Origin of the sequence: Kineosporia babensis (assembly GCF_021129305.1) — a bacterium.
Classification (GTDB): domain Bacteria; phylum Actinomycetota; class Actinomycetes; order Actinomycetales; family Kineosporiaceae; genus Kineosporia; species Kineosporia babensis.
In genome coordinates, this window is record NZ_JAJOMB010000011.1 from 205,920 (window position 1) to 230,000 (window position 24,081).

General features: G+C 68.3%; 23 protein-coding genes. 15 read left to right on the top strand and 8 right to left on the bottom strand.

The genetic code is table 11. The annotated features are described in order from the left end of the window. Positions 1-238 precede the first annotated feature (238 nt). A complete protein-coding gene (locus LR394_RS21125; RefSeq protein WP_231444574.1) occupies positions 239-1,423 on the top strand; it encodes a hypothetical protein in 1,185 nt (394 codons plus the stop codon). Here LR394_RS21125 and LR394_RS21130 read toward each other — a convergent pair. From LR394_RS21130 to LR394_RS21155, 6 genes are all read right to left on the bottom strand, one after another. Then, positions 1,399-2,475, bottom strand: a complete 1,077-nt coding sequence (locus LR394_RS21130; protein ID WP_231444575.1) for a CAP domain-containing protein — start codon at positions 2,473-2,475, stop codon at positions 1,399-1,401. The two genes, LR394_RS21125 and LR394_RS21130, sit on opposite strands and share 25 nt — an antisense overlap. 60 nt (positions 2,476-2,535) lie before the next feature. Further along, positions 2,536-3,468 (bottom strand): N-acetylglucosamine kinase, encoded by a 933-nt coding sequence (locus LR394_RS21135; RefSeq protein ID WP_231444577.1) that lies wholly within the window; start codon positions 3,466-3,468, stop codon positions 2,536-2,538. 9 nt (positions 3,469-3,477) lie between these two features. Further along, a complete protein-coding gene (locus LR394_RS21140) occupies positions 3,478-4,821 on the bottom strand; it encodes a family 4 glycosyl hydrolase (RefSeq protein WP_231444579.1) in 1,344 nt (447 codons plus the stop codon). Positions 4,822-4,830: 9 nt separating this feature from the next. Next, entirely contained in the window at positions 4,831-5,655 is an 825-nt protein-coding gene (locus LR394_RS21145; RefSeq protein WP_231444581.1) for a carbohydrate ABC transporter permease, read from the bottom strand. Beyond that, entirely contained in the window at positions 5,652-6,473 is an 822-nt protein-coding gene (locus tag LR394_RS21150) for a carbohydrate ABC transporter permease (protein WP_231444583.1), read from the bottom strand. The genes LR394_RS21145 and LR394_RS21150 overlap by 4 nt, the downstream gene beginning before the upstream one ends. Before the next feature lie 80 nt (positions 6,474-6,553). Then, positions 6,554-7,879 (bottom strand): ABC transporter substrate-binding protein, encoded by a 1,326-nt coding sequence (locus tag LR394_RS21155; protein ID WP_231444585.1) that lies wholly within the window; start codon positions 7,877-7,879, stop codon positions 6,554-6,556. 192 nt (positions 7,880-8,071) lie between these two features. On the opposite strand from LR394_RS21155, the gene LR394_RS21160 reads away from it, so the two are divergent. Continuing rightward, positions 8,072-8,827: a DeoR/GlpR family DNA-binding transcription regulator gene (locus LR394_RS21160; protein WP_231444587.1), complete on the top strand. Its 756-nt coding sequence runs from the start codon at positions 8,072-8,074 to the stop codon at positions 8,825-8,827. On the opposite strand, the gene LR394_RS21165 is transcribed toward LR394_RS21160, so the two are convergent. After that, the gene (locus LR394_RS21165) at positions 8,824-9,825 is read right to left on the bottom strand and encodes a sugar-binding transcriptional regulator (RefSeq protein WP_231444589.1); all 1,002 of its coding nucleotides are present in this window, start codon (positions 9,823-9,825) and stop codon (positions 8,824-8,826) included. The genes LR394_RS21160 and LR394_RS21165 overlap by 4 nt on opposite strands. Before the next feature lie 127 nt (positions 9,826-9,952). Between LR394_RS21165 and LR394_RS21170 the strand changes: the two genes are divergently transcribed. The 13 genes from LR394_RS21170 (at position 9,953) to LR394_RS21230 (ending at position 23,645) form a co-directional block, all read left to right on the top strand. After that, positions 9,953-10,627: a DUF2291 family protein gene (locus LR394_RS21170; protein WP_231444592.1), complete on the top strand. Its 675-nt coding sequence runs from the start codon at positions 9,953-9,955 to the stop codon at positions 10,625-10,627. Further along, positions 10,627-12,135, top strand: coding sequence for a sugar ABC transporter ATP-binding protein (locus LR394_RS21175; protein ID WP_231444594.1), 1,509 nt, complete (start codon positions 10,627-10,629; stop codon positions 12,133-12,135). The genes LR394_RS21170 and LR394_RS21175 overlap by 1 nt, the downstream gene beginning before the upstream one ends. Then, positions 12,132-13,211, top strand: coding sequence for an ABC transporter permease (locus LR394_RS21180; RefSeq protein ID WP_231444596.1), 1,080 nt, complete (start codon positions 12,132-12,134; stop codon positions 13,209-13,211). The genes LR394_RS21175 and LR394_RS21180 overlap by 4 nt, the downstream gene beginning before the upstream one ends. Before the next feature lie 35 nt (positions 13,212-13,246). Beyond that, entirely contained in the window at positions 13,247-14,224 is a 978-nt protein-coding gene (locus LR394_RS21185; protein ID WP_231444598.1) for a D-ribose ABC transporter substrate-binding protein, read from the top strand. A gap of 12 nt (positions 14,225-14,236) precedes the next feature. Beyond that, a complete protein-coding gene (locus LR394_RS21190; RefSeq protein WP_231444600.1) occupies positions 14,237-15,127 on the top strand; it encodes a transketolase in 891 nt (296 codons plus the stop codon). Beyond that, positions 15,124-16,065: a transketolase family protein gene (locus tag LR394_RS21195; RefSeq protein ID WP_231444602.1), complete on the top strand. Its 942-nt coding sequence runs from the start codon at positions 15,124-15,126 to the stop codon at positions 16,063-16,065. The genes LR394_RS21190 and LR394_RS21195 overlap by 4 nt, the downstream gene beginning before the upstream one ends. Beyond that, positions 16,065-17,513 (top strand): FGGY family carbohydrate kinase, encoded by a 1,449-nt coding sequence (locus LR394_RS21200; RefSeq protein ID WP_231444604.1) that lies wholly within the window; start codon positions 16,065-16,067, stop codon positions 17,511-17,513. Before LR394_RS21195 ends, LR394_RS21200 begins: the two co-directional genes overlap by 1 nt. A 4-nt stretch (positions 17,514-17,517) precedes the next feature. Next, positions 17,518-18,507 carry a sugar phosphate isomerase/epimerase family protein gene (locus tag LR394_RS21205; protein WP_231444606.1) on the top strand — a complete coding sequence of 330 codons (990 nt, stop codon included), beginning with the start codon at positions 17,518-17,520 and terminating at the stop codon, positions 18,505-18,507. 117 nt (positions 18,508-18,624) lie between these two features. Continuing rightward, a complete protein-coding gene (locus LR394_RS21210; RefSeq protein ID WP_231444608.1) occupies positions 18,625-19,332 on the top strand; it encodes a DUF3632 domain-containing protein in 708 nt (235 codons plus the stop codon). 34 nt (positions 19,333-19,366) lie between these two features. Next, positions 19,367-19,900 (top strand): 2'-5' RNA ligase family protein, encoded by a 534-nt coding sequence (locus tag LR394_RS21215; RefSeq protein WP_231444610.1) that lies wholly within the window; start codon positions 19,367-19,369, stop codon positions 19,898-19,900. A gap of 66 nt (positions 19,901-19,966) precedes the next feature. Then, positions 19,967-20,755 (top strand): hypothetical protein, encoded by a 789-nt coding sequence (locus tag LR394_RS21220; protein WP_231444612.1) that lies wholly within the window; start codon positions 19,967-19,969, stop codon positions 20,753-20,755. 234 nt (positions 20,756-20,989) lie between these two features. After that, positions 20,990-23,101, top strand: coding sequence for a putative bifunctional diguanylate cyclase/phosphodiesterase (locus LR394_RS21225; protein ID WP_231444614.1), 2,112 nt, complete (start codon positions 20,990-20,992; stop codon positions 23,099-23,101). 28 nt (positions 23,102-23,129) lie between these two features. Beyond that, entirely contained in the window at positions 23,130-23,645 is a 516-nt protein-coding gene (locus tag LR394_RS21230) for a DUF1707 SHOCT-like domain-containing protein (RefSeq protein WP_231444616.1), read from the top strand. Here LR394_RS21230 and LR394_RS21235 read toward each other — a convergent pair. Next, on the bottom strand, positions 23,642-24,046 hold the full coding sequence (locus LR394_RS21235; RefSeq protein WP_231444617.1) for a MerR family transcriptional regulator: 405 nt from the start codon (positions 24,044-24,046) through the stop codon (positions 23,642-23,644). The two genes, LR394_RS21230 and LR394_RS21235, sit on opposite strands and share 4 nt — an antisense overlap. Positions 24,047-24,081 lie beyond the last annotated feature (35 nt).

Consider the following 24,081-nt stretch of genomic DNA (forward strand, 5'->3'; position numbering starts at 1 on the left):
CCTGACCTCCGCTGAGCTCTCGCCGGACCGGGCCAGCCTTTGCACCCGCAATGCCCGGGCGGCGGGACAAGGCACCAGTGAAACCCAAGCACTCCAGCCCTCCGCCCCACTCCCGCAGGACCCGACCAGCCCTTGCACCCACAATCCCGGCAGCAGGGACAAGGCGCTGGCGAGGTTCGGATTGGGGCAGGCGGTGAGCGGGTGGTTTGGGATGGTTCGCGAGGATAGCCTGAGTCGGATGGGTGAGGTTCAGGAGTTGCGGGATCAGGTCGAGGCCCTGATCCGGCGCTGGCACGTCTACGAGGTGGACCGGGGCGGGCGGCCGGTGATCGACTTCGACTGCTCGCCGGATCGGGCCCCTCGGCGGTATCGGCCGGTCGAGAGCCGGTTGGAGGTGTACCAGGAGCTCACCCGACTGCGTGCGACGGCGGCGGAAATCGGTTCGGGCGCGCGGCAGATCGGCGAGGTGATCCGGGCGCACCGGGCTTATGCCGGAGCACTGCTCGGGCGTCGCGATCCGCTGTACACGTATCTGCGCGACACCCAGGGCTGCGATGCCGAGGGGTGGCCGGAGGAGCACATTCTGCAGGTGCGTGATCTGGCGGTGAAGGCGCTTGAGGGTTTAGGGGTGCGCTGGGGCCGCGACCTGAACCGGGACCTGCTGGCGCTGGAACAACCGATCACGGGGGAAGAAGCGGCCGAGCTGATCCCGGCGGCGGCAAGATCGCTGGAACCGGTTGTGCGGGAGCTGGTCCGGAGCACCGCGAAGTACTCGGTGCGGGTGCAGCCGGACGACGTGGACGACTTCTGGGCCTACTGGCTGGACGGCGCCGGTCAGGACGTGCGGCTGCGGATCAACCAGCGCTACGCCACGTTCACCATGGTTCAGGTGCGGCAGTTCGCCCTGCATGAACTGCTGGGACACGCGCTGCAGTACGCCTCGTACACGCAGGTCTGCGCCGAGGACCCGGATGTGCCCTGGGTGCGACTGATGTCGGTGAACCTGCCCTACCAGTTCATGCTGGAAGGACTGGCCCAGGCGCTACCGCTGTTCGTGACGCCGTCCGACGCCGCGCTGGTGGCCCGGGTGCGGCTGGCGCATTATCTGCAACTGGTGCGGGGCGAGCTGCACCTGGCGGTGAACGCGGGCGTGCCGCTGATCGAGTGCGCCAACCATGCGCGGGCCCGGGTGCCGTACTGGACCGACGCGACGATCAGCGACACGTTGACCGAGCGCAGCGCGAATCCCCTGCTGCGTTCCTACCTCTGGTCCTACCCGGCCGGTCTGGACTGGTGGGCCGCGCTGGCTGATTCGGCCGACGACCAGGCCCGGGACCGGGTGCTGCAGGCGGTGTACCGCCGTCCGCTGTCGCCGGTCCAGCTCGAGCGGCTGGCCGGTCAGGCCACGTCGGCGTTGAAGTAGCGCACCGAGTACTTGCGGGTGATCTTCTTCTTGGTCAGCGCGGTGTCGGCCTTGTTCCAGGTTCGGATGCCGCTCACGGTCACGTCCAGCCGTCGCGATCGCACGCCGGTGGGCAGGGCGAAGTCGGCCACCTCCCAGACCAGGGCCGGGGTGCCGTAGTCGGGCCGGCCGTGCACGGTGGGTTTGTATTGGCACACCTTGAGCCTGGCGCCGCCGGCGATGCGGACGGTGACCTTGGCGCGGGCGAAGTCGATCTTGTCGTTCGAGGCGCTGAGGGACCAGCGGCCGCCCGGATCGAGCTCGTTGGGGAAGTAGCCGGGGGTGGGCCAGGAGACCCAGGCCGGGCTCTTGACCTTGGCCGGCCGACTGGGGATGACCCACAGGGCGCTGGCGCCGGAGGTGATGCCGCTGCCCATCTTCTTCACGAACGGGTACAACAGCCAGCGACGGTGGCCGGCCTCTGTGTTGTTCGGGCCCGGGTCTGCGAGGTACTGGGCCACCGACTCGGCGCCGGTGCAGCTGAGACAGAGGTTGGAGTGGCCGGCCGCATCAGCACCTTCGGCGCTGTAGCAGGGCCAGGATGTGGGTGGGGCGTGGCTCAGGGAGTTCTCCGCGTCCATCATCAGGGCGGCCTTCTGGGCCTTGGCCGACAGCTTGGCATCGAAGGTAACCGGGGTGAGTTGGCCCATCGCCCGGAAGAAGTTGACGGTCTTGAGGGTGGCGGTCTGGGTGGCGGTGGAGGGGCGGCCGGCTACGCAGTCGGTGGTGGAGCCGTTCCACTTGACCGGGGTGGCCAGGGCGGGGCGCAGACGCTTCAGGACGGCCTGGCGAACGGCGGCACGGTTGCCGGTGTCGATGGGGCGAAAGGCGACGGCTTGCAGAGAAGTCGTGGGGCCATCGGATGCTGGGGAGTCAGCGGTAGAGAGCGGCACCGGGACGGCCACGGCCACCGCGCTCGCAGGCACCGAGACGGTCCGGACCGAAGCCGTTCCTTGTGCGGCTACCAAGAACACGATGGCGCCGACCACTGCCAGAAGAGCCTGTCGCTTCATCAGCTTCCCCCCGAAAGCCCTGAATGAGATGCGACCAACCCTAGCTCACCGCAAGACAAATCAACCAATCGCCGGGATGGCACTCACCGGTGCACCCGCCAGGCGGGCCGCATGCAGCGCAGCACCCACCACCGGGCTGGACAACGGCTCACGTAGGTCGAATCGCTCACCCAGGCTGCGCGCGAAGGAGTCCAGCACCTCGGGCACCGCGAAGATCCCGCCCGAGTAGGACACCGGAACCGGCGCGGCGAAGGCCAGACGTCGTCCCAGAACCTCGACCAGCTGGGCCAATTCCTCCCCCGCAGCCGTCAACAGCGCAGCCGCGGCCGTGTCTCCAGCCCGTGCGGCCGTGACCAGTGGCCGGGAGAGCGCAGCGATCGGGGTGCGGTCACGCTGCCATTGGTTGATCACGACGTCCACCGCGTCCAGGTCTGTACCCAAACCCAGGTGATCGCGAAGGATGCCCAGCAGCGGCCCGGGCGCCAAGCGTCCGTCGCTCATCTTCGAGAACAACTGCAGCGCACCAACTCCGAGCCAGTGGCCAGACCCCTCGTCCCCGAATCCCTCACCCCAGCCGCCGACCCGCAGACCCACGCCGTCGTGCCGGCCGTAGGCGATCGATCCGGTGCCGCTGACCACGCTGATACCGTCGGCGCCGCCCAGCGAACCAGCCCAGCTGCAGACCACATCGTTGTCGCAGGTGTATCTTTCGTGCCCGATCAGCCCTTTCGGAATGGCGTCGAGCAAGGGCACATCGGAACTGATCTCGCCGTATCCGGCCAATCCGAAGAAGCCGTGGGAAATCTCCGAGATCCCGGCCGCGGAAGTCACTTCACCAATACCCTCGGCCAGCACCTGCTCGACCCGATCGGGGCGCCCCGGGTGATAGGACGTGGTCGTCTCGTAAGAAGCCAGCACCGCACCCTCGGCCGAAAGCAGACAGAACGCCGTCTTGGTACCGCCGCCATCAACACCGAGAAAGACCGCACCCACGAAAAACCCTCATTCCCCGGCTGCCCGCCGGAACCGGTCCATTGCCGCGCCATGCGCATTACTCGCATCGTCCAGAATCGACTCGGCCACCGCAAGACCCGGGACCAGCGGATCCAGCACCAGCGCCTGCAACGCCAGTTCCCGGGAGCCGCTGAGTGCCGCCTGCACAGTGATTTCCTGCTGCTGCGCCCGGGCGGTCAGCACGGCCGCAATACCGGCCGGCAGAGCGCCCACCCCGAGCCCGGTAATGCCCGAGGCCCCGACCACCGCCGGAACTTCGACCACGGCCTCGGGCGGAAGGTTGGGAATCTTGCCCGCGTTGGGCAGGTTCACCGCCAGCTCGACGTGCTCGCGACCGGTCACGACGGCTTCGCAGATCGCCACCAGCCGCTCGGCCTCCTGGTCGTCCACCGGCGCCAGCGGCTGCGAACCGTCGGCCTGAGCGTGCAACCGGTCCCAGAGGTCGTTCTTCTCGTCGATATAGCGAATCGTGTCGTCCCGACCACCCTGCAGCCCCCAGGGCAGATGATCACCGTCCGCTCCCAGGTAATGCCCGAAGAACTCAGAGACATGGCGATCGCCCGGGGCCGGGTACCGGCCGAAAGTTCGCAGGAGATCGGCCGAAACGGGAAGATGGACGCCTTCTTCATTGGTCGAGGGAGCATCCCGGTCCCCCGCCTGCGCAGCCACCGCCTCACGCAGCCGCGGATACACATCGAGCGGCCCCTGGCGCAGGTCGAGCAACCAGCACAGGTGGTTCAGCCCGGCGAAGGTCGCGGATATCTCACCGGCCGGAACTCCCAGATCGGCGCCGATCTTGGCCAGGGTGTGCATGGTGCCGTGGCACAGCCCGACCGTCTGAACCGGAGTAGTAGCAGTGATCGAACGGACGTTTGCGGTGAGTGGGTTCGTGTAGTTCACCAGCAGCGCGGAAGGGGCCAACTCGGCAATGTCTTCCGCAATGGCAACCAGTTCCGGAACATGACGCAAGGCCCGCAGAACTCCGCCCGGGCCCACACTGTCCCCCACCGTCTGGGCGATGCCGTATCGCGCAGGCACTTCCAGATCGTGATGCCAGCCCTCCGCCCCGCCCACCGCGATCGTCGTGGTCACGAACCGGGCCCCGGGAAGAGCCTCTCGCCGGTCGGTGTGCGGCACGAACGTCAGGTCCGCACCCTTCTCCTTGGCGATCCGGCGGCCGACCCGGGCCATCGTCTCGGCCGCATCCTCCACCAGATCGACCAGATGCACCGTCCAGCCGTCGAAAGTGCGGGACTCGGCCAGGTCGTTCATCAGGCCCGGCGTGAAAACCGTGCTTCCGGCTCCGATCAGAACGATTGAGGTGTTGCTCATGGCTTCCTCTCAGCGGGTACTGCCGGCCAGCAGGCCGTTGACGATGTAGCGGTTGAAGGTCAGGGCCAGGACGACCGGGACGACGATGGCCAGCACGCCGGCCGCATCGAGCAGGGTCACCGGGACCACGTGGCGTCCTTGCAGACCAGCGATCACGACGGTGAGGGGCTGGGTGGACAGGTCGCTGGAAAGCACCAGCGGGAACAGGAACTGCGCCCAGGCGAAGAGGAAGGTGATCAGCGCGGTGGAGATGATTCCGGGACGGGCGAGCGGGAGGACGATGTGCCAGAGCACCTGCAGCCGGCCCGCTCCGTCGACGGTCGCGGCTTCCTCCAGGCTGACCGGCATGCTGGAGAAGTAGTTGTACAGGACCCAGGTGGCCAGCGGCAGGAATCCGGAGACGTAGACCAGCACGATCCCGGTGTAGGTGTTGACCAGGGAGAACTGGCTCATGATCCGGTAGAGCGGGATCAGGGTGGTGTAGGCCGGTAGCGTCATGGTGGCCAGAACGGTGTAGAAGATCACCTTTCGGCCGCGGAACCGCATCCGGGCGAAGGCGTAGGCCGCCAGGGTGGCCAGCAGCACGGTCACGACGGTGGCGGCGCCGCACTCGATCACGATGTTCCAGGCCGAGCGGCGGATCTGGGCCGGTACTTCGCCGTCGCCGGTCAACAGGGTGCGATAGTTCTCCAAAGTCGGGTTCAACGGCAGGAACTGCACCGGTGTGGCCCGGGCGTCGGACTCGGTCTGCAGGCTGGTGCGCACCGCCCAGTAGATCGGGACGAGTGACCAGAGCAGCAGCAGGGCCAGACCGATGCGGCGGGCCGGCTTCACATCTCCACCTTTCGGTAGACCAGCCGCACCACGGCCATTGAGATCGCCAGGGTGGCCAGCGTGATCAGCAGGGTGAGGGCGTAACCGGCTCCGAAGTCGAGGTTCTGGAAACTGACGAAGTAGGTCTGCATGGTCACCGAGGCACCGGTCGAGGCGGCCCCGTTGAGCACGTAGGGCTGGTCGAACACGTTCAGGGTGGCGATCACGGCCTGCACCATGGCGACGGCGATTCCGGGCCGGGCCAGCGGCAGGGTGATCCGGCGGAAGGCGGCCCAGGGCGAGCAGCCGTCGAGTTGTGCGGCCTCGTACAGCTCGTCCGGGATCAGTTGCAGCGCGGCCAGGATCAGCAGGGCGGACAGCGGGGTGATCTGCCAGACCTGGACCAGCTCGATCAGGCCGATGGTCAGCAGCCGGTTCTGGCCGAGCAGCAGACCGCCGTCGGCCCCGAACAGCTGCAGGACCGCGCTGATCAGACCGGAGTTCGGCTCGAAGATGCCCTGCCAGAGAATGCCCTCGACCACGCCGGGCAGCGCCCAGGGCAGGATCATCACCGCGATCACCAGACTCCGCCCGCGGAACGGCCTTTGCAGGAGCACCGCCGCGGCGGTCCCCAGCAGCGTCGACAGCGTGACCCCGATGAGCACGTAGAGGCCGGTATTGGCCATGCTGGAACGCACGGCCGCATCCCCGAAGAGCCCGGTGAAGTTGCTCAGACCCGCCCACCGCATCGGTGGGTCCAGGGCGTCGACAATGAAGAACGACTGCACCACCGCGAAAACCGCAGGCAGCAGGGCCAACCCGGCGATGAACAAGGTCACCGGCGCGACCATCAGGTAGGGCAGAACATCAAACCTGCTTGGGGACGATTGAACTGTCGCCTTGGGAGCCAGGACCGCCGTCATGCAGCACCGGCCAGATCCTCGGCCGCCTCGGCGATCGTGCCGACCGCCTGCTCCACACTCATCGATCCGGTCGCCGCCGCGTGCAGGCTGGTGTAGACCGCGTTCGAGAACTTCGGGTACCAGGTCGGAGCGCCGCCTTCGAACACCGGCTGGGAACCTTCCAGCATGGTGACCAGTTCGGCGCCGCCCGCCAGCTTGTCGGCGTTCACCATACGATCGACCGCGGAGACGTGCGACGGCAGGGGGTAGGCCTCGTAGATCTTCTCCGGGCCGTCCAGCCCGGAGAACGCGGCCTGGGTCTCAGCACTGGCGAACCAGTCGATGAACTTGGCTGCGGCGTCAGGGTATTTGGCCTGCTTCGGAATACCCACCGCATCGGGGTTGGACAGGTTCGCCGCCGGACCGGTCACGCCCGGCGTGGGCAGATACTCCACATCACCGGCGACCTTGGACGAGCCCTCGACGTCGTAAATCGTTCCCACGGTTCCGGAGTAGTCCGAGAACGTGCTCGCCACCTGACCGGTGGCCATCAGCGTCTGCTGCCCCTGAGAGTCCGTCACGTTGATGTTTCCGGGCGGGACGAGACCTTCTTTGAGCGCACCGATCATCCACTGCGCCGCCTGGAATCCGGCCGAACCGGGCTCCTTGAACTGCGGATTCCCCTCGGCGTCGAGCACGGTCCCGCCGAATGCGGCGGTGGTCTCGTACCAGTAGGTGGACAGGCCCTCGGCGGCGGCGAACGGGATGTTCAGCGGGTACTCGACCACCCCGGCCTGCTTGATCCTGCGCAGATCGTCGGTGTAATCGTCCATGGTTCGTGGCATCTCACCGATCCCGGCCTTCTCGAACATGGCCCGGTTGACCGTCGTGACCATGAACGAGGCGTCGTACGGAATCCCGACCACGTGCCCGTCGCTGGTGAACGACGCAAGCTGCGGGACATCGTCCTTCATTGCCGCGGTGTCCAGGAAGGTCTCCATCGGGGTGAACCAGCCGAGCTTGCCCAGCTGCCCGACCCGCGACCAGTCCACGTTGGTGGCGTCGGCGAAGTAGGTGTTGGCGGCCGCCGCGGCAGAGATCTTGGTCTGCAGGCTGTCCCAGTCCAGGTTGGTCCAGTTCACCGTGATCCCGGTTTCCTCGGTGAACTCGGCCAGCAGCGCCTTGGGTGGAGGTTCGGCGGCCAGCACCACGTTGATCGTGACCCCGCTGGTCTGGTCCGAGGCGTTCTTGTTGCCGACGCTGGGGGCTCCGCAGCCGGCCGCCACCAGGGCCGCGGTCAGGCCCAGGGCCGCGATGAGCTTGCTGCTTCTGGTCCTCGGCATGACGCTCCTCGAAGGATGGCGTGCGCGAAAGTGAGCAGTTCTCGATTTTCCCTGCGCAGAACTGCGCAGTTGGTGAACTGAACCGTACGATTTGGGCTCAACCAGCGTCAATGACGGAATCGAACATTCCTGTTACGAGCAGTGGGATGCGCAAATGAGCAGTCCAATGCGCAGATTGGTTAGGGTGAAAAGGTGCGGAGAGCGGAACGGCTGAGCGCGATCCTCGACCAGGTGCGCACCGACGGCAGCGTCGACGTGCTCGAGCTGGCCACCTCGCTGGGTGTCTCGGGGGCCACGGTGCGCCGCGACCTGCAGGCGCTGGCCGAGAACCGGATGCTGGTGCGCACCCGGGGCGGGGCGATGTCCAACGACATCGGCGACGAACTGCCGTCCCGGCTGAAGGCCCCGCGCTTCCAGGCGGAGAAGAAGCGCATCGGTGCCGCTGCGGCCGCGCTGGTCCCCGACGGCGCCGTGGTCGGGCTGACCGGCGGCTCGACCGCACTGGAAGTGGCCCGCGCCCTGGCCCGCCGGCGCGGCGTCACCATCGTCACCAACGCCATCGACCTGGCTGAGGAACTGGCCGGAAACTCGGGCCTGCGCATCGTGGTGATCGGTGGAATCCTGCGCACCTCAAGAGAACTCGTGGGTCCGGCCGCGGAGACCATGCTCTCGAACTACCACCTGGACATCGCCTTCGTCGGAGTGGACGGACTCACCCCGGACGAGGGCTGCACCACCTACGACGAGATGGAAGCCCAGACCGACCTGGCCTTCCTGCGCCGGGCCCGCCGCAGCGTGGTGATCGCCGACTCCTCCAAGCTCGGCAAGGTCACCTTCGCCCGGATCAGCCCACTGGCCGAGGTGGACGACGTGGTCACCGACACCGGCGCCGAGCCGGAACAACTCGAGGCGATCGAAGCTACCGGCGTTCAGGTAACGGCGATTTAGCCTTCGGCAGCCAGGCGTTCGGCTACGCGGTGGTCGGTGATCAGGACGTTGACCCAGCCGCCCTGGAGCGATGCACGGATGGCGTTGTACTTGCGGTCGCCGCCGGCGACGCCGACGCGGCGGGGCACCCGGCGCAGTACGTCGGCGCCGATACCGATCAGGCGGTCCTCGAAGGGGGTGGTGATGTGCTCGCCGTGGGCGTCGAAAAAGCGTAGGCAGACGTCGCCGACTGCGCCGAGGCGCCGCAGGTGAGCGGTTTCGGTCTCGGCGATGGCGTTTCCGCTCTGGCGCAGCAGGGGTGAGGGTTCGAGGCTGCCGATGCCGGCGAGCAGCAGGGTGAGGTGTTCCCAGGCGCGGAGCACGTCGGCGATGGCCTGGTCGGCGACCAGACCGTCGCGGGTGGCGGACGATGCAACCAGACCAGGAGCGGGTAGGTAGACGGCGTTGCCCCCGGTCATCTGAGCCAGGCGGCCGGTCAGGCGGGTGGCGGTGGCCTGGGCGGTGACCACGCCCATGCCGCCGAGCACCTGCACCACCTCTTCGGTGGTGCGGGCCGGGCGGGGCTGCATCGCCTCCACCGTGGCCAGCAGGGTCGAACTCCAGGACGAGATGCCCACCCGTTCGCCGCCCATCAGCGTGGTCTCCAGGTAGACCGCGGCGGTCGAGGCCAGGGCGGGCAGGATGCGTTCTTCCTCGGTCTCGTCGCCGGTGTCGGCCACCACCACCTCGCTCAGGCCGTACTTCTGCTCGACCGCTTCCTCCATGTCGGCGTACACCCCGCGCGGTGAGATCACGATGGTGCGCACGATGCCCAGCTCGACCGCCTTCTTCAGCAGCCGGGACACCCGTGGCTGCGAAATATGCAGCTGGGCGGCAATTTCGGGCTGACGCAGGCCGCGCTCGTGGTACATCCGGGCGACCTTGGTGAGCAGCCTGATCTGGCCGGCGGGCAGGACCGGACCGGCAGGGCCGGGGCGGCGGGACGGCGCGTCAGTCATGTCTGCACATATCTATTCGACAGCGGCGAGCTATGCAGTATGCCACGTCGCGCCCGCATCCGAACCCGTCCAGGGGATGTCAAATCGACCATTGACAGCAGCAGCACCGGCGCCACATCATCGAGCCATGTCCAATCAACGTCGAATGGATATTCATCCATGGCTGCGCCCCGCCACCGGGGTGCTGTTGCTCGGCCTTCTGAGTGCCTGCTCGCAGGTGCCCGGCATCTACACGATCGAGAGCAAGAGCGACGCGCAGGCCGCGGCCAGCAGCCAGACGTTCGATCCGGCCGCCTACGTCGAGGCCGCGTGGGACTCCAAAGTGCTTCCGGCAGTGCAAGAACAAGCAACGGACGCGTCGACTCTCCTCCCGGCGATCGCGGACGATCCCGAGGCGGCCGGCGAGCAGTACGGCAACCGTCCCGGAGTCGGCAGCCCGTTCTCGTTCCTGATCAAGGGCACGGGCACGGTCACCGAGGTGGACGCCGAGAGCCCGACCGCTCCCCTCACCGTGCAACTGGACGGCGTTGACGAGGAAGTCAGCATCGGGACCGGCACGGTGATCGCCGGTACCGCGCTGCGCGACGCAGTCGGCTTCATCAGCTTCAGCGAATTCAACAATCAACTCGACTACGCCGATGTGGCGACGAAGCTGAACGACCGGGTGCGCACCGACGTCCTCAAGCAGTTGCCCGAAGACCGGGGAGCGCTCGAAGGAGCGAAAGTCTCCTTCAGCGGCGCCTTCTCCGCACTGGTCCCGGGCACGGTGATGATCGTCCCGGTCACGCTCGAGGTGAGCTGATGCTCACCGCAGAGGGCGTGAGCAAGAACTACGGCGGGGTGCACGCCCTGCGCGACGTCACCTTCACCGCCCACCGCGGCAAGGTCAACGTGCTGGTCGGGGAGAACGGCGCGGGCAAGTCCACACTGATGAAGATCCTCTGCGGGGCCGAGCGGCCGAGCTCGGGCACCATCCGGCTCGAGGGCGAGGCGGTCCAGATCGACAGCCCGCGCACGGCGATGGCGCACGGCATCGGCATCATCCACCAGGAGCTCAGCCTCTTCCCCAACCTCTCGATCGCCGAGAACCTTTTCGCCGGGCGGGAACTGCGCCAGCGCGGGTTCAGCGATCTGCAGACCCAGCGCGGCCGCTCGAAGGAGGTGCTGGCCCGGCTCGGCCAGAGCCACCTGGACCCGGACCGGCTGGTCGGCGAACTCCCGATCGGCCAGCAGCAACTCGTCGAGATCGCCCGGGTGCTGCTGGAGGACGTGCGCATCCTGATCATGGACGAGCCCACCTCGGCCTTGTCCAACCACGAGGTGGACATCCTGTTCACGGTGATCGGCGACCTGCTGGCCGACGACGTGACGATCATCTACATCTCGCACAAGCTGGACGAGTTCCGCCGGATCGGCGACCACGTCACGGTTCTGCGGGACGGCCGGCTGGTGGCGCACGAGCGGATGGATCGCACCGACACCGCCTGGATCGTGCGGCAGATGGTCGGCCGCGATCCGGACAGCCTGTTCACCCGTAACCGCTCCGAGACCGGCGAAACCCTGCTCTCGGTGGATGGTCTCACCGTGGCCGGGCCCACCCGGGCGCTGGTCGACGACGTGAGCCTCCAGGTCCGGGCCGGTGAGGTGGTCGGGATCTACGGCCTGATGGGAGCCGGGCGCACCGAGCTGATGGAAGCCCTGATGGGCCTGCGGAAAACGGCTTCGGGCACGGTGGCGGTCAAAGGACGCGTGGAGCCGGCCGGGACGGTCAGGGCCCGGCTGGCCGCGGGGCTGGCTCTGGTACCGGAAGACCGGCAGCGCGACGGCCTGGTCCAGACCATGTCGGTGCGCGACAACATCGTCCTGTCCACCCTGAACCGGCTGACCCGGGGCGGGCTGTTCCGGCGCGGGGCGCAACGGCAGACGGCCCAGCGCAAGGTCGACGAACTGGCCATCAAGGTGGGCGATCTCGCTCTGGCGATCACCTCGCTCAGCGGGGGCAACCAGCAGAAGGTGGTGCTGGCCCGGGCGATGCTCACCGACCCGGTGGTGCTGCTGCTCGACGAGCCCACCCGGGGCGTGGACGTGGGCGCCAAGAGCCAGATCGCCGACCTGATGGCCGGGCTGGCCCAGGCCGGGTTCGGCGTCCTGTTCATCTCGTCCGAACTGGCCGAGGTGATGGCCATCGCCGACCGGGTGCTGGTGATGGCCGCCGGCCGGATCACCGCCGAGTTCGACGCGGACGAGCTCACCGAAGAGGCGCTGGTCGCGGCCTCCGCATCGAAACCGGCTATGGAGGTCGAAGAATGAGCGACACCGACGTCGCCACGCCGCCCGCGACGACCGGGCCGGCCCCGAAACGCCCGCCCGGCAACCTCGCCCGGGCCGCCCTGCTGCTGCTCAAGGGCCGCACCGTGGTCGTCCTGGTGATCCTGATGATCCTGTTCGGCACCATGTCCGGCGAATACCTCAGCTCCAGCAACCTGATCGTGATGACCAAGCACGTGGCGATCAACGCGATCCTGGCGATCGGCGTCACGTTCGTGATCCTGACCGGCGGCATCGACCTGTCGGTGGGCTCGATCGCGGGCCTGGCCAGCATGATCTGCGGCGGGCTGCTGTTCTCCGGCCTGGCCCTGCCGGGCGAGGGCACGCTGTTCCTGTCGGTCGGCATGGTGATCCTGGCCGGGGTGCTGGTGGGCTGCGTGGTCGGCTGGGTGAACGGCGTACTCGTCACCCGGTTCAAAGTGGCCCCGTTCATCGCCACGCTGGGAATGCTCTACGTGGCCCGTGGTTTCGCTCAGCTTCGCAGCGAGGGTGGCACCTTCCCGAACCTGGCCGGCACGCCCGAGCGCGGCAACACCGGCTTCCACATCATCGGCGTGGACCGCTGGCTGGGCATTCCGGTGGCGGTCTGGATCATGGTCCTGGTGGCGGCCGCGGCGATCGTGGTCACCACCCGCACCCCCTTCGGCCGTCAGGTCTACGCCGTGGGCGGTAACGAGCGGGCGGCCGAACTGGCCGGCATCCGGGTCAACCGGATCAAGGTTGCGGTGTACGCGATCAGCGGTGCCTGTGCCGCGCTGGCCGGGCTGCTGCTCACTTCCGAGCTCGGCGCGGCCTACCCGGACACCGCCACCACCTACGAGCTGAACGCCATCGCCGCGGCGGTTCTCGGCGGCACGGCATTGTCCGGCGGGCGCGGCACCATCGTCGGCACCGTGCTCGGCGCCTTCGTCATCGGCTTCCTGGCCGACGGGCTGGTGCTGGTCGGGGTCTCGACCTTCTGGCAGTCCGTGGTCAAGGGCGCCGTCATCGTCTTCGCTGTCATCACCGCAACTGCCCAACAGCGTCTGGAAGCCTCCCTGGCCGAACGCGCTGCCTGATCCCTTCATCGCAAAGACGCGAAAGGACCCGTCCCATGGCTCTCAAACACCTCCTGCCGATCGCCCTGGCCGCCACCCTCGTCCTCAGTGCCTGTGGTTCGGACTCCGAAGGCTCCGACGGTTCCGACGCCGGTGCCTCGGAAGCCAAGTCGAACCTGATCGTGATCATCACCCCCTCCCCCGACAACGTCTTCTTCAAGGCCGAGCAGGTGGCGGCCGACGCCAAGGCCAAGGAACTGGGCTACGAGACGCTGGTGATCAGCCACGACGACGACCCGACCAAGCAGAGCCAGGCGATCGACACCGCGATCTCGCGCAAGGCCGGCGCGATCATCCTGGACAACGCCGGGGCCGACGCCACCGAAACCGCCGTCCAGCGGGCCAAGGACGCCGGCGTTCCCTCGTTCCTGATCGACCGCGAGATCAACTCCACCGGGATTGCGGTGGCCCAGATCGTCTCCAACAACGCCCAGGGCGCCGCGCTCGGCGGCCAGCTGTTCGCCGAGGAGATGGAGGGCAAGGGGCAGTACGCCGAACTGCTCGGCAAGGAGACCGACACCAACGCCGGGGTGCGCTCGAAGGGCTACCACGACGTCCTCGATCAGTTCCCCGACCTGGAGATGGTGGCGCAGCAGACGGCCAACTGGGACCAGGCCGAGGCGCTCAGCAAGACCCAGACCATCCTGCAGGCCAACCCCAAGATCAAGGGCATCATCGCGGGTAACGACACGATGGCCCTCGGCGCCCAGGCGGCCCTGGACGCGGCCGGTCGCGACGACGTCATCGTGGTCGGCTTCGACGGCAGCCCGGACGTGGTCGAGTCGATCAAGAGCGAGAAGATCAAGGCCACCGTGCTGCAGCCGGCCAGCCAGATCGCCGAGATGGCGGTCGAGCAGGCGGACTCCTACATCAGGACCGGCCAGGCGAGCCAGCCCGAGAAGCAGTCGGTGGACTGCATTCTGGTCAACGCCGAGAACGCCGATTCTGTCGACAACTTCGCTGTCACGAGCTGAGGAGAACAACCCATGCTGGTCGCCGATCCCAACGGTGTCGCCGGCTGGCGCCGGTTCCGCGAGGAACTGAGCGCGGCCGACGACCCGGGCAAGGCCCACCTGCTGGCGGCCCAGGCCGCGCGGCTGCGGGCCGCCGACATCCGCATGATCAACCGGGCCGGGCTCGGGCACGTCGGCGGCGACATGTCGGTGCTGGACATCCTGACCACTCTGGTGTTCGGGGTTCTCCAGATCGACCCGGAACAGCCCGAGGCCCCCGATCGCGACCGGCTGATCCTCAGCAAGGGCCACAGCGCCGGGGCGCTCTACGCCACGCTGGCGGCGGCCGGCTTCTTTCCCGAGTCCGAGCTGGAGACCTTCGCCCAGCCGCTCTCGGCGCTGAACGGTCACCCGAACCGCGTGAAAGTCCCTGGTGTAGAGACGAACACCGGTCCGCTGGGGCACGGCCTGCCGGTCGCGGTCGGGATGGCCGTGGCCGGGGTGCTGGCCGCCTCGGACCGCAAGGTGTTCGTGGTGCTGGGTGACGGCGAACTGCAGGAGGGCAGCAACTGGGAGGCGGCGATGGCGGCCGGGCACCGAAAGCTGGCCAACCTCACCGCGATCGTCGACCGGAACCGGCTCCAGCAGGGTGCCCGCACCGAGGACACGGTCACGCTGGAGCCGCTGGCCGACAAGTGGACGGCGTTCGGCTGGCGGGTGGTGGAGCTGGACGGCCACGATCACCTCGCTCTGCTGGACGCTTTCACCCAGCCCCGGGACGAGCGGCCGACCTGTGTGATCGCCCGGACGGTGAAGGGCAAGGGCATCTCGTTCATGGAGGACCGGGTGGAGTGGCACCACAAGGTGCCCAGCGGCGAGCAGGTCACCACCGCTCTGCAGGAACTGGAGGAAGTACAGGCATGAGCGCTGTCATCGACACCGCGCCGACGTTCGACTGCCGGGTGGCCTTCGCCGAGGAACTGATCGCGCTGGCCGAGCAGGACCCGCGGATCGTCGCGGTCTGCAACGACTCGGTCGGCTCGAGCAACCTGGTCGGGTTCCGCGAGAAGTTCCCGGACCGGCTGATCAACGTGGGTATCGCCGAGCAGGACATGGTCGGGGTGGGCGCCGGGCTGGCGCTCAGTGGTTACGTGCCGTTCGTCTGCGGGGCGGCGCCGTTCCTGACCGGGCGGGCGCTGGAGCAGATCAAGGCCGATGTCGCGTACAGCCAGGCGCCGGTGGTGCTGTGCGGGATGAGCCCGGGGATGGCCTACGGCGAACTCGGCCCGACCCATCACTCGATCGAGGATCTGGCCTGGCTTCGGGCGGTTGCCGGGCTGGGGATCGTGGTGCCGGCCGATCCGCTGCAGACTCGCGAGGCGGTGCGCTGGGCGGCTTCGGCGGCTACTCCGGTGTTCCTGCGGGTCGGGCGGTTCAAGGTTCCGGCCGTCAGCTCGGGCTTTTCGTTCGGGAAGGCGGAGGAGCTGCGCAGCGGCGACGGTATTGCCCTGGTGGCCACCGGTTCGATGGTCTCGCGGGCGGTTCAGGCGGCGGAAGTCCTGGCGGGCGAGGGCATTGCGGCCCGGGTTCTGAACATGGCCACGATCGCTCCCTTGGACGAGGCTGCGGTGGTGCGGGCGGTGCACCAGACCCGCGGCATCGTCACGGTCGAAGAGGCGACGATCACCGGCGGGCTGGGGGCGGCCGTGGGCGAGATCAATCTGCGGCAGGCCCGACCGGTGCCGATGCGGATGCTGGGCTCACCTCGGGAGTTCGCGCCGACCGGCGATACGGCCTTTCTGCTGGAGCATTTCGGGCTGACCGCCGAGGGCATCGCCGCCGCCGGTCGTGAGCTGGCCTGATGTCTTCCTACGGCCTGGCCGTGGATCAGGGCACCAGCGCCACCAAGTGCGTGCTGCTCGACGAGGCCGGCCGGATCGCCCGTTCGGCCTCGTCCCCGGTGGCGATCTCCTATCCGCAGCCCGGATGGGTGGAGCAAAGGCCGCAGGACGTTCTCGAGAGTGTGGCGGTAGCTGCGGCTTCAGTGCTTGAGGACGTCGGTGCTGGTTCGGTGGTCGGCGTCGGGTTGAGCACACAGCGGGAATCCGCACTGCTCTGGGACCGCGCCACGGGCCGGCCGGTGGACGCGCTGCTGGGCTGGCAGGATCAGCGGGCAGCATCGGTCTGCCGTCGGCTTCGGGTGCACGAGGCGCGGATCCGGGAGCTGACCGGCCTGCCGTTGGACCCGATGTTCAGCGCGGCGAAGCTGACCTGGCTGCTGGATCGGCACGACCCGGACCGTTCGTTGTCGCGGGCCGGGCGGTTGGCGGTGGGAACGGTGGACTCCTGGCTGGTGTGGTCCCTGACCGGGCAGCACGTGATCGAGGCCGGAAATGCCTCGCGCACCCAGCTTCTGGACCTGTCCACGGCGGCCTGGAGCCCGGAGCTGCTGGACATCTTCGCGATTCCGGAAGCCGTTCTTCCCGCTGTCGTCTGGTCCGAGGGGGATCTGGGGGTAGTTGCCCGCGGACCGATGGCCGGGCTTCGCCTGCGGGCCGTGCTGGGAGACTCGCACGCAGCTCTGTACGCGCACGGGGAGGTAGGCCGCGGGGCCAAAGTCACCTACGGGACCGGCTCATCGGTGATGCAGAGCGAGCGTGGCGCTGCTGGGCCTGGCCTCGATACTGAACCGAACCCTCGTGACGACAGCGGTTCGGTCTGCCGCACGATGGCCTGGGCAGACCCACGTCCGCAATTGGCTCTGGAAGGCAACATTCGCTCCAGCGGCTCCACCCTCACCTGGCTGGCCGAGCTGTTCGGGACCACCCCGGAGAACCTGTCCCGGCTGGCTGGTGAGGCGAGCAGCGACGGCGTGCACATCGTCCCTGCTTTCGGAGGCCTGGCGGCTCCCTGGTGGGACGAGGGCGCCCAGGGACTGATCAGTGGCGTCACGCTGGGCACCCGGCTCCCCCAGCTGGCGCGCGCTGCGGTCGAATCCATTGCCCTCCAGGTTGATGCCGTCATCCGGGCCATGGGTGGTGCTACCTCGATCCTCGCCGACGGGGGCGCCACCTCCAGCGATGTGCTCATGCAGCTTCAGGCCGACATCAGCGGCGTTCCGGTGCGGCGGGCGGTGGAGCGGGAGCTTTCGGCGATCGGGGCCGGGCTGCTGGCCGCGCGATCGAGCTGGGGAACCCTGCAACCGCTGCACTACAACGAATTTCATCCTGGATCCGACCACCACCAGAGCGCGGCTCTGCGCGCTTCGTGGCTGACCGCCGTCCGTAGATCAAGACTCGATGGAGAGTGACATCGTGACCGAATACCCGCGCTTCGGAGCCGGACTCTGGCACTTCGCCTCGTACCTCGACCGGTACGCGACCGACGGCTACGGCCCGGCCCGCACCACCCTGGAGGCGATCCAGCTGGCCGGTTCGGTCGGCGAGCTGTCGGTGGTCGACCTGAACTACCCGTTCACGCCGGGCGTCTCGCTGGAGGAGGTGAAGGACGCGCTCAAGGCCAGCAACCTGACCGCGATCGGCATCACCCCGGAGATTTACTTGCGCAAGCATTCTCGCGGCGCGTTCACCAACCCCGATCCGGCCGTGCGAGCGTCTGCCCTTGACCTCATGCACGAAGCCGCGGGCGTGGTGCGGGAACTCGGCGCCGACTACGTCAAGATCTGGCCGGGGCAGGACGGCTGGGACTACCCGTTCCAGGTCAACCACAAGCAGCTGTGGGCGCTGGCCGTGGACGGCATGCGCGAGCTGGCGGGCGCCCATCCGGACCTGAAGTTCGCGATCGAGTACAAACCGCGCGAGCCCCGGGTGAAGATGACCTGGGACTCAGCCGCCCGCACCCTGCTGGGGATCGAGCAGATCGGCCTCGACAACGTCGGCGTGCTGCTCGATTTCGGGCATTCGCTGTACGGCGGTGAGTCCCCCGCCGATGCCGCCCAGCTGATCATCGACCACGGCCGGCTCTACGGGATGGACGTCAACGACAACCTCCGCGGCTGGGACGACGACCTGGTGGTGGGCTCGGTCCACCTGATCGAGATCCTGGAGTTCTTCCACGTGCTGCGGCAGAACAACTGGGACGGGGTGTGGCAGCTGGACCAGTTCCCGTTCCGGGAGGATCCGGTCGATGCGGTGAAGACCTCGCTGCGCACGCTCAAGGCGCTGCACCGGGCCCTGGACCGGCTGGACGTGCCCGCCCTGCTGGCGGCGCAGGACCGGCAGGACGCGATGGCCTCGCAGCGGATTGTGCAGGATGCGTTGCTCTCCGTCGGCACTTCGGACTAGGCGGTACAGGACTGCCCTGTCGGCCTCGGTAACGCTTCGGTTTCACTCTGCGATTACCGGGGCCGGATGGGCCCTACGGGGCAGAAGTAACGCCCTGGGGCTGTCATGATCTGGGCGATGAGTACCGCCCAGCCTCCTCTGACCGGGTACTACCGCGCCCTGCTGCGGTCGTACCTGACGACGGCGAGCCCGGACGTGAACGGTACGGCCCACGCCTTCGCCACCCCGGTGGAGAAGGCTGCGGAACCACAGGAACGACTCTGGACGGCCTGGGGCGAGGTGATCCGCCAGGCCAGTGTGCGTGCCCCGGAGGATCACACCCGCCTGGTCGAGCTGGTGGTGGCGCTGCGCGACCGCGGCTTCAAGCCGGACGCCACCAACCCGCACATCATCTGGGGCCAGGTTCTCTGGACCGGCCTGCCGCTGCTGAACGCGCAGATGCGCGAGGCCTGGAACTGGGCCGCCCCGCCGGCCACCTCGGACTACACCTGGCGCAACGTCAACGGCTTCGCCGCCCGGCTGACCGTGGCCGGGGTGGACTTCTCACTGCTGGGGCTGTGGACCATCCGCTCCAGCCTGGAGGAGAGCACCAAGGTCACGGCGACCGAGCTGATGGCCGCGGCCGAGTGGTTCAAGTACCTGTCCAAGTCGCTCGTGCAGTGGTCGGAGGCGGACCGGCAGTTCGACGGCCCGGACGACCCGGCCTCGCGCCCCGGCAAGCTGCTGCTGGATCAGGGCTTCGCCCGGTCCGGGTTCAGCGCCCGCCGGCTGGCCTACTGGCAGCACCGGATCCAGCAGGGCTCCAGCCAGCAGAAGGCCGTCTGACCAGCTCTCATCGCCGGTAGCGGATAATCACCCCATGGCCTCGCAAGAGCAGTCCGCGCTGATCGTGCCGATTCCCGAGACCGAACCGGTGGTGGGACGTCTGCGCGCCGAGCTGGACGGCAGCGCCGTGAAGGGGGTTCCGGCCCACGTGACGGTGCTCTTCCCCTTCCTGCCGCCCGAGTCGCTGGACGAGGAGGTCCGCAGCACGTTGCGCGAGGTGTTCGCCACCCAGACCCCTTTCGACGTCGACTTCACCGAGGTGCGCTGGTTCGGCGACCAGGTGGCCTGGCTGGCCCCGGAACCGAACATCGCCTTCCGTCAGCTCACCACCGCCGTCTGGAACTGCTTCCCGGACACCCCGCCGTACTCCGGTGAGCACGACGGCGACCACCCGCACCTCACCCTGGGCCACGACCGTCCGGTCGAGACTCTGCAGCAGGCCGCCGCCGAGGTGACCGAGCAGTTGCCGATCCCCGCCCAGATCAGATCGGTGCATCTGATTGCGGGGTCGGACGAACCGGACTCCTGGCGCACGCTCGAGGTGTTCACGCTGGGCCACCGCAGCTGATCCTTCCGGGCGGATTCCCCGGCCCTGCGCGTTGAGTCACCGCACCTTGCGCACGATGAACCAGACGTGGACGACTCCCGCGATCAGGGCCGCCGCACGCGCCGGGGCCCAATGGTGAAATTCGGGCTGGCCCTGACGCTGCTCGCGCTCGTCATGCTGGCCCCGATGCTGGCCTGGAACCTGCCCGGCGAGAAGACGGCCCTGGGCACCAACTACACGCTGCGCAGCGCTCAGCTGGCCAGCGGGAAGTCGACGACGGCGCGCTGGGACCCGTGCCAGAAGGCGATCACCTGGCAGGTGAACATGGCCGGGTGGCCGGCCAAGAAGCGCCCGGCGATGCTCAAGCAGATCCAGAGTGCGGTCGCCCAGGTCTCCCGGATCACCGGGATGAAGTACCGCTACGCCGGGACGACGACGTTCACGCCGCGGCAGGAGAACCTGGTGTCGGCGCCGGCCGACATCGTGGTGGCGGTGATCAACCCGAAGACCACGAACTTCTCTTTCAGTGAGAACTCGCTCGGCTACGGTGGAGTGCTCTGGGCCACCTGGTACGGCGGGGACGGCGAAGGGGCGGCCGTGGTGCGGGGTTACGCGGTGCTGATCCCGAGCGGGATGAACAAGCTCAAGGCCGGTTTCGGCAAGGGCAACACCCAGGGCAACGTGATCCTGCACGAGATGGCGCACGCGGCCGGGCTGGACCACGTGCGCAGCAGCAAGCAGCAGATGTATCCGGACCTGACCGCCAAGTCGCCCAACGGGTACGCCTCGGGTGACCTGCAGGGGCTGGGCAAGGTGGGCAAGAAGGCCGGCTGCATCACCATTCCGGACCGGGTCAACATCACCAATTACGACTGAGGACGCTCGCGGGCGCCGCTGATCCTTTTACTTCAGCAAATCGGGGACGTCGGCCCGGCCGGGCGGTGAGCGCCGGCTCGGGTGCGGGTCCAGTCGCGGAACGACCTGCACCCGAACTGGACCCGACGGTCCGGTTCGTCGGCGATCCCGGGCCGGGGACGAACGTCCCCTGTTTCTGCTCTTCCGAAAGTTCTGCGGCGCAACCGGCCGCCGAGGGTTCAGTCGGATGGCTGAATGCCGATGTCCATTGCCATGGGGGCGATGTTGCTGCGGTTACGGCAGTGGTGGGGCTTGCACGCGGGGGCGAGGTTCTTCGTCACGCTCGCGGTGATCAGTCTGGTCCCGGTGCTCGCACTGGGCACCGTGATGGCGACGCAGTACCGGACCGAGCTACGGGACCGGGGTATCGCGCAGGGCCGATTGCAGGCCGCGCTGATCTCCCGGCTGATCACCGACACCCAGCTCGAGCAGGTCACCCTGAAGAACGGGGTGAGCGTCCTGGAGCGGGCCCGGCTGGACCGGCTGGCCGACACCCAGGTGGACAGCGGCATCATCACCCGATTCCGGTTGCGCGGCCCAGATCTTCGGATCGTCTACAGTTCGGACGGCTCCGGTCTGCGTTACGGCCCGGCGGTCGGTGACAGCACCGAGCTGACCGGCCAGTCCGCCGCCGACGTGCTCACCGCGCTGAACGGCGACCCGACCGCCCTGATCGTCAAGACCGAGCAGGACGGCAAGGAGATCGAGGTCATCGAGGCGTTCGCCCCGATGTACAACGTGCGCACCCACGAGCTGATCGGGGTGCTGCAGGCCGAGCTGCCCTACGGCCCGATCGCCGAGCAGATGAACTCCGGTCTGCACCGGCTGTACGCGGCCCTGGGTACCGGGCTGCTCGTGCTGTACCTGGTGCTGGCCTCGCTGGTCTGGTGGTTCACCCGCGAACTGGCCCGCACCGCGGCCAAGTTCGAGCATCAGGCGCTGCACGACGCGCTCACCGACCTGCCCAACAAGGCGCTGTTCGCTGACCGGATCTCGCAGACCGCCACCCTGGTCGAGCGCGGCGGCGGGATCCACCTGGGCCCGGGCCGGCGCGGAGGTGGCGCCGCGGTGGTGCTTTTCGACCTGGACGGCTTCCGCGAGACCAACGAGGCGATCGGCCCGGTCAACGGCGACATCGTGCTGACCACGGTGGCCGAGCGGCTGCGCAACACCGTGCGGGCGGTGGACACCGTGGCCGGCCTGGGCAGTGACGTGTACGGGCTGATCCTGGCCGGGGTGGAGAAGCAGGACCAGATCGAGGCGGCCGCGGCGCGGATCAACCGCGCGGTCGAGGAGGACATCCTGCTGGACGACTTCGACGTGCCGGTAAGGGTTTCCGGCAGCATGGGCGTGGTGTTCATGCCGAAGAACGGCACCAACGCCGAGGGTCTGCTGAACCGCGCCGACGTGGCCCTGAACGTGGCCAAGACCTCGCACAGCAAGCTGGTCTGCTACGACGACGAGCAGAACAACTACAGCCCGGACCGGCTGGCGATGATCGGCCAGCTGCGCTCGGCGATCGACAACGACGAGCTGCGGCTGCACTACCAGCCCAAGGTGGGCCAGCCGGACGGGCACGTGACCTGCGTGGAGGCGCTGGTGCGCTGGCAGCACCCGGACCGCGGGCTGCTCTCGCCGGACAAGTTCGTGCCGCTGGCCGAGCAGACCGGGCTGATCGACGACCTGACCCGCTGGGTGCTCACCGCCGCGCTGCGCCAGCTCACCGTGTGGCGCCGGGCCCGGCCGGACCTGAGCGTGGCGGTGAACATCTCCGAGCGCAGCATGAATCACCTGGACCTGCCGCAGATGGTGTTCGACGCGATGAACGACACCGGCGCCGAGGCCTCCGCCCTGGTCCTGGAGATCACCGAGGGCGCGCTGGTGACCGACCCGGAGCGGGCCGGGGTGGTGATGCAGCACCTGGCCGGGGCCGGGGTGCGGCTCAGCCTGGACGACTTCGGTGAGGGCTTCACCAGCCTGCACACGCTGTCCGGGCTGCCGCTGAACGAGCTGAAGATCGACCGGATCTTCGTCAACGACGTGCTCAACGGCCCGAACGACGCGGCGATCGTGCGCTCGGTGGTCGAGCTCGGGCACAACCTGAACCTGCAGGTGGTGGCCGAGGGGGTGGAGACCGCCGAGATCCTGGCCCTGCTGAACCAGATGGGGGTCAACGCGGCGCAGGGGTACTACTTCAGCCCGCCGCTGCCGGCCGAGGAGATCATGGACTGGCTGGCGGCCAGCACCCCGCCGAACGAGCCGTTGCAGCTGCCGCCGGACAACCCGGAGCCGCCGCCGCAACCGTAGGGCCGACGGCGGTGCCAAGATGGGCAGTATGAGTGACGGCGTCCCCGCAGAACCCATCCGGATCGGCCATGACGAACGCCAGGCCGCGGTGGAAGCGCTGAAGCACCACCAGCAGGCCGGGCGGCTCGATGCCCAGGAGTACGAGGAGCGCTCGGTCAAGGCCGGCAACGCACGCTCGCAGCAGGAGCTGGACGCGTTGTTCACCGACCTGCCGCAGCCGCACTCCGGCGCTGCGGCCTACGGCTCCGCTCCGGCCGGGCTGACGCAGACCAACAGCACGCTGACGCCCGGGGCACCCGCGCCCGAGCCGGTGGTGGCGACCGGCACGCCGCGGCGCGGGGTGCTGAACATCGACGAGCCGTGGGCCACCACGATCGTGTCGATCACGCCGATCCTGGGAGTGGTCCTGTTCTTCGTCACCGAGTCCTGGCTGTGGTTCCTGGCCATCCCGGTGGTGGCGCTGCTGGTCTACGGCCCGGAAGGGCGGTACGGGGTGGGCCCGGACGCCGCGCTGAAGGAGAAGAAGCGCAAGCGAAACCGTTAGGAACTACGTTCGCGGTGGGACGTGAGGCGGTTGCGCAGCGTCCCCGCGAACGACTCGGCGATCCGCAGCTGCCCGCGCAGGGCGTCGCAGCGGGCGTCGGCGGCCACCCGGTACATGGCCAGGCGCTCGAGGATCTGCTCGTGGCCCTGGGTGGAGCCCTCGTCGTCCAGCTTGTCCAGCACACCGAGCAGGTCGCGCATCTCGTCCAGGCTGAAGCCCAGCGGCTTCATGTCCTTGACCAGCTGCAGCCGGGCCACGTCGGCCTCGAGGTAGAGCCGGAACCCGCCCTGGCTGCGGGCCGAGGGGGCGATCAGGCCGATCTCCTCGTAGTACCGGATGGTGCGCAGGGAGAGTCCGACACGCTCGGCCACCTCGCCGATGTGCATCGTGGGCTCGGACATCTCTCCCCTTCGCACCGGTGGCGCCAGTCGTGTCA

Excerpts from the sequence above, each read along its gene's own strand:
- LR394_RS21125 (WP_231444574.1), top strand. The coding sequence starts at position 239 with ATGGGTGAGGTTCAGGAGTTGCGGGATCAGGTCGAGGCCCTGATCCGG.
- LR394_RS21130 (WP_231444575.1), bottom strand. The coding sequence starts at position 2,475 with ATGAAGCGACAGGCTCTTCTGGCAGTGGTCGGCGCCATCGTGTTCTTG.
- LR394_RS21140 (WP_231444579.1), bottom strand. The coding sequence starts at position 4,821 with ATGAGCAACACCTCAATCGTTCTGATCGGAGCCGGAAGCACGGTTTTC.
- LR394_RS21155 (WP_231444585.1), bottom strand. The coding sequence starts at position 7,879 with ATGCCGAGGACCAGAAGCAGCAAGCTCATCGCGGCCCTGGGCCTGACC.
- LR394_RS21165 (WP_231444589.1), bottom strand. The coding sequence starts at position 9,825 with ATGACTGACGCGCCGTCCCGCCGCCCCGGCCCTGCCGGTCCGGTCCTG.
- LR394_RS21170 (WP_231444592.1), top strand. The coding sequence starts at position 9,953 with ATGTCCAATCAACGTCGAATGGATATTCATCCATGGCTGCGCCCCGCC.
- LR394_RS21175 (WP_231444594.1), top strand. The coding sequence starts at position 10,627 with ATGCTCACCGCAGAGGGCGTGAGCAAGAACTACGGCGGGGTGCACGCC.
- LR394_RS21180 (WP_231444596.1), top strand. The coding sequence starts at position 12,132 with ATGAGCGACACCGACGTCGCCACGCCGCCCGCGACGACCGGGCCGGCC.
- LR394_RS21185 (WP_231444598.1), top strand. The coding sequence starts at position 13,247 with ATGGCTCTCAAACACCTCCTGCCGATCGCCCTGGCCGCCACCCTCGTC.
- LR394_RS21190 (WP_231444600.1), top strand. The coding sequence starts at position 14,237 with ATGCTGGTCGCCGATCCCAACGGTGTCGCCGGCTGGCGCCGGTTCCGC.
- LR394_RS21195 (WP_231444602.1), top strand. The coding sequence starts at position 15,124 with ATGAGCGCTGTCATCGACACCGCGCCGACGTTCGACTGCCGGGTGGCC.
- LR394_RS21200 (WP_231444604.1), top strand. The coding sequence starts at position 16,065 with ATGTCTTCCTACGGCCTGGCCGTGGATCAGGGCACCAGCGCCACCAAG.
- LR394_RS21210 (WP_231444608.1), top strand. The coding sequence starts at position 18,625 with ATGAGTACCGCCCAGCCTCCTCTGACCGGGTACTACCGCGCCCTGCTG.
- LR394_RS21215 (WP_231444610.1), top strand. The coding sequence starts at position 19,367 with ATGGCCTCGCAAGAGCAGTCCGCGCTGATCGTGCCGATTCCCGAGACC.
- LR394_RS21225 (WP_231444614.1), top strand. The coding sequence starts at position 20,990 with ATGCCGATGTCCATTGCCATGGGGGCGATGTTGCTGCGGTTACGGCAG.
- LR394_RS21230 (WP_231444616.1), top strand. The coding sequence starts at position 23,130 with ATGAGTGACGGCGTCCCCGCAGAACCCATCCGGATCGGCCATGACGAA.
- LR394_RS21235 (WP_231444617.1), bottom strand. The coding sequence starts at position 24,046 with ATGTCCGAGCCCACGATGCACATCGGCGAGGTGGCCGAGCGTGTCGGA.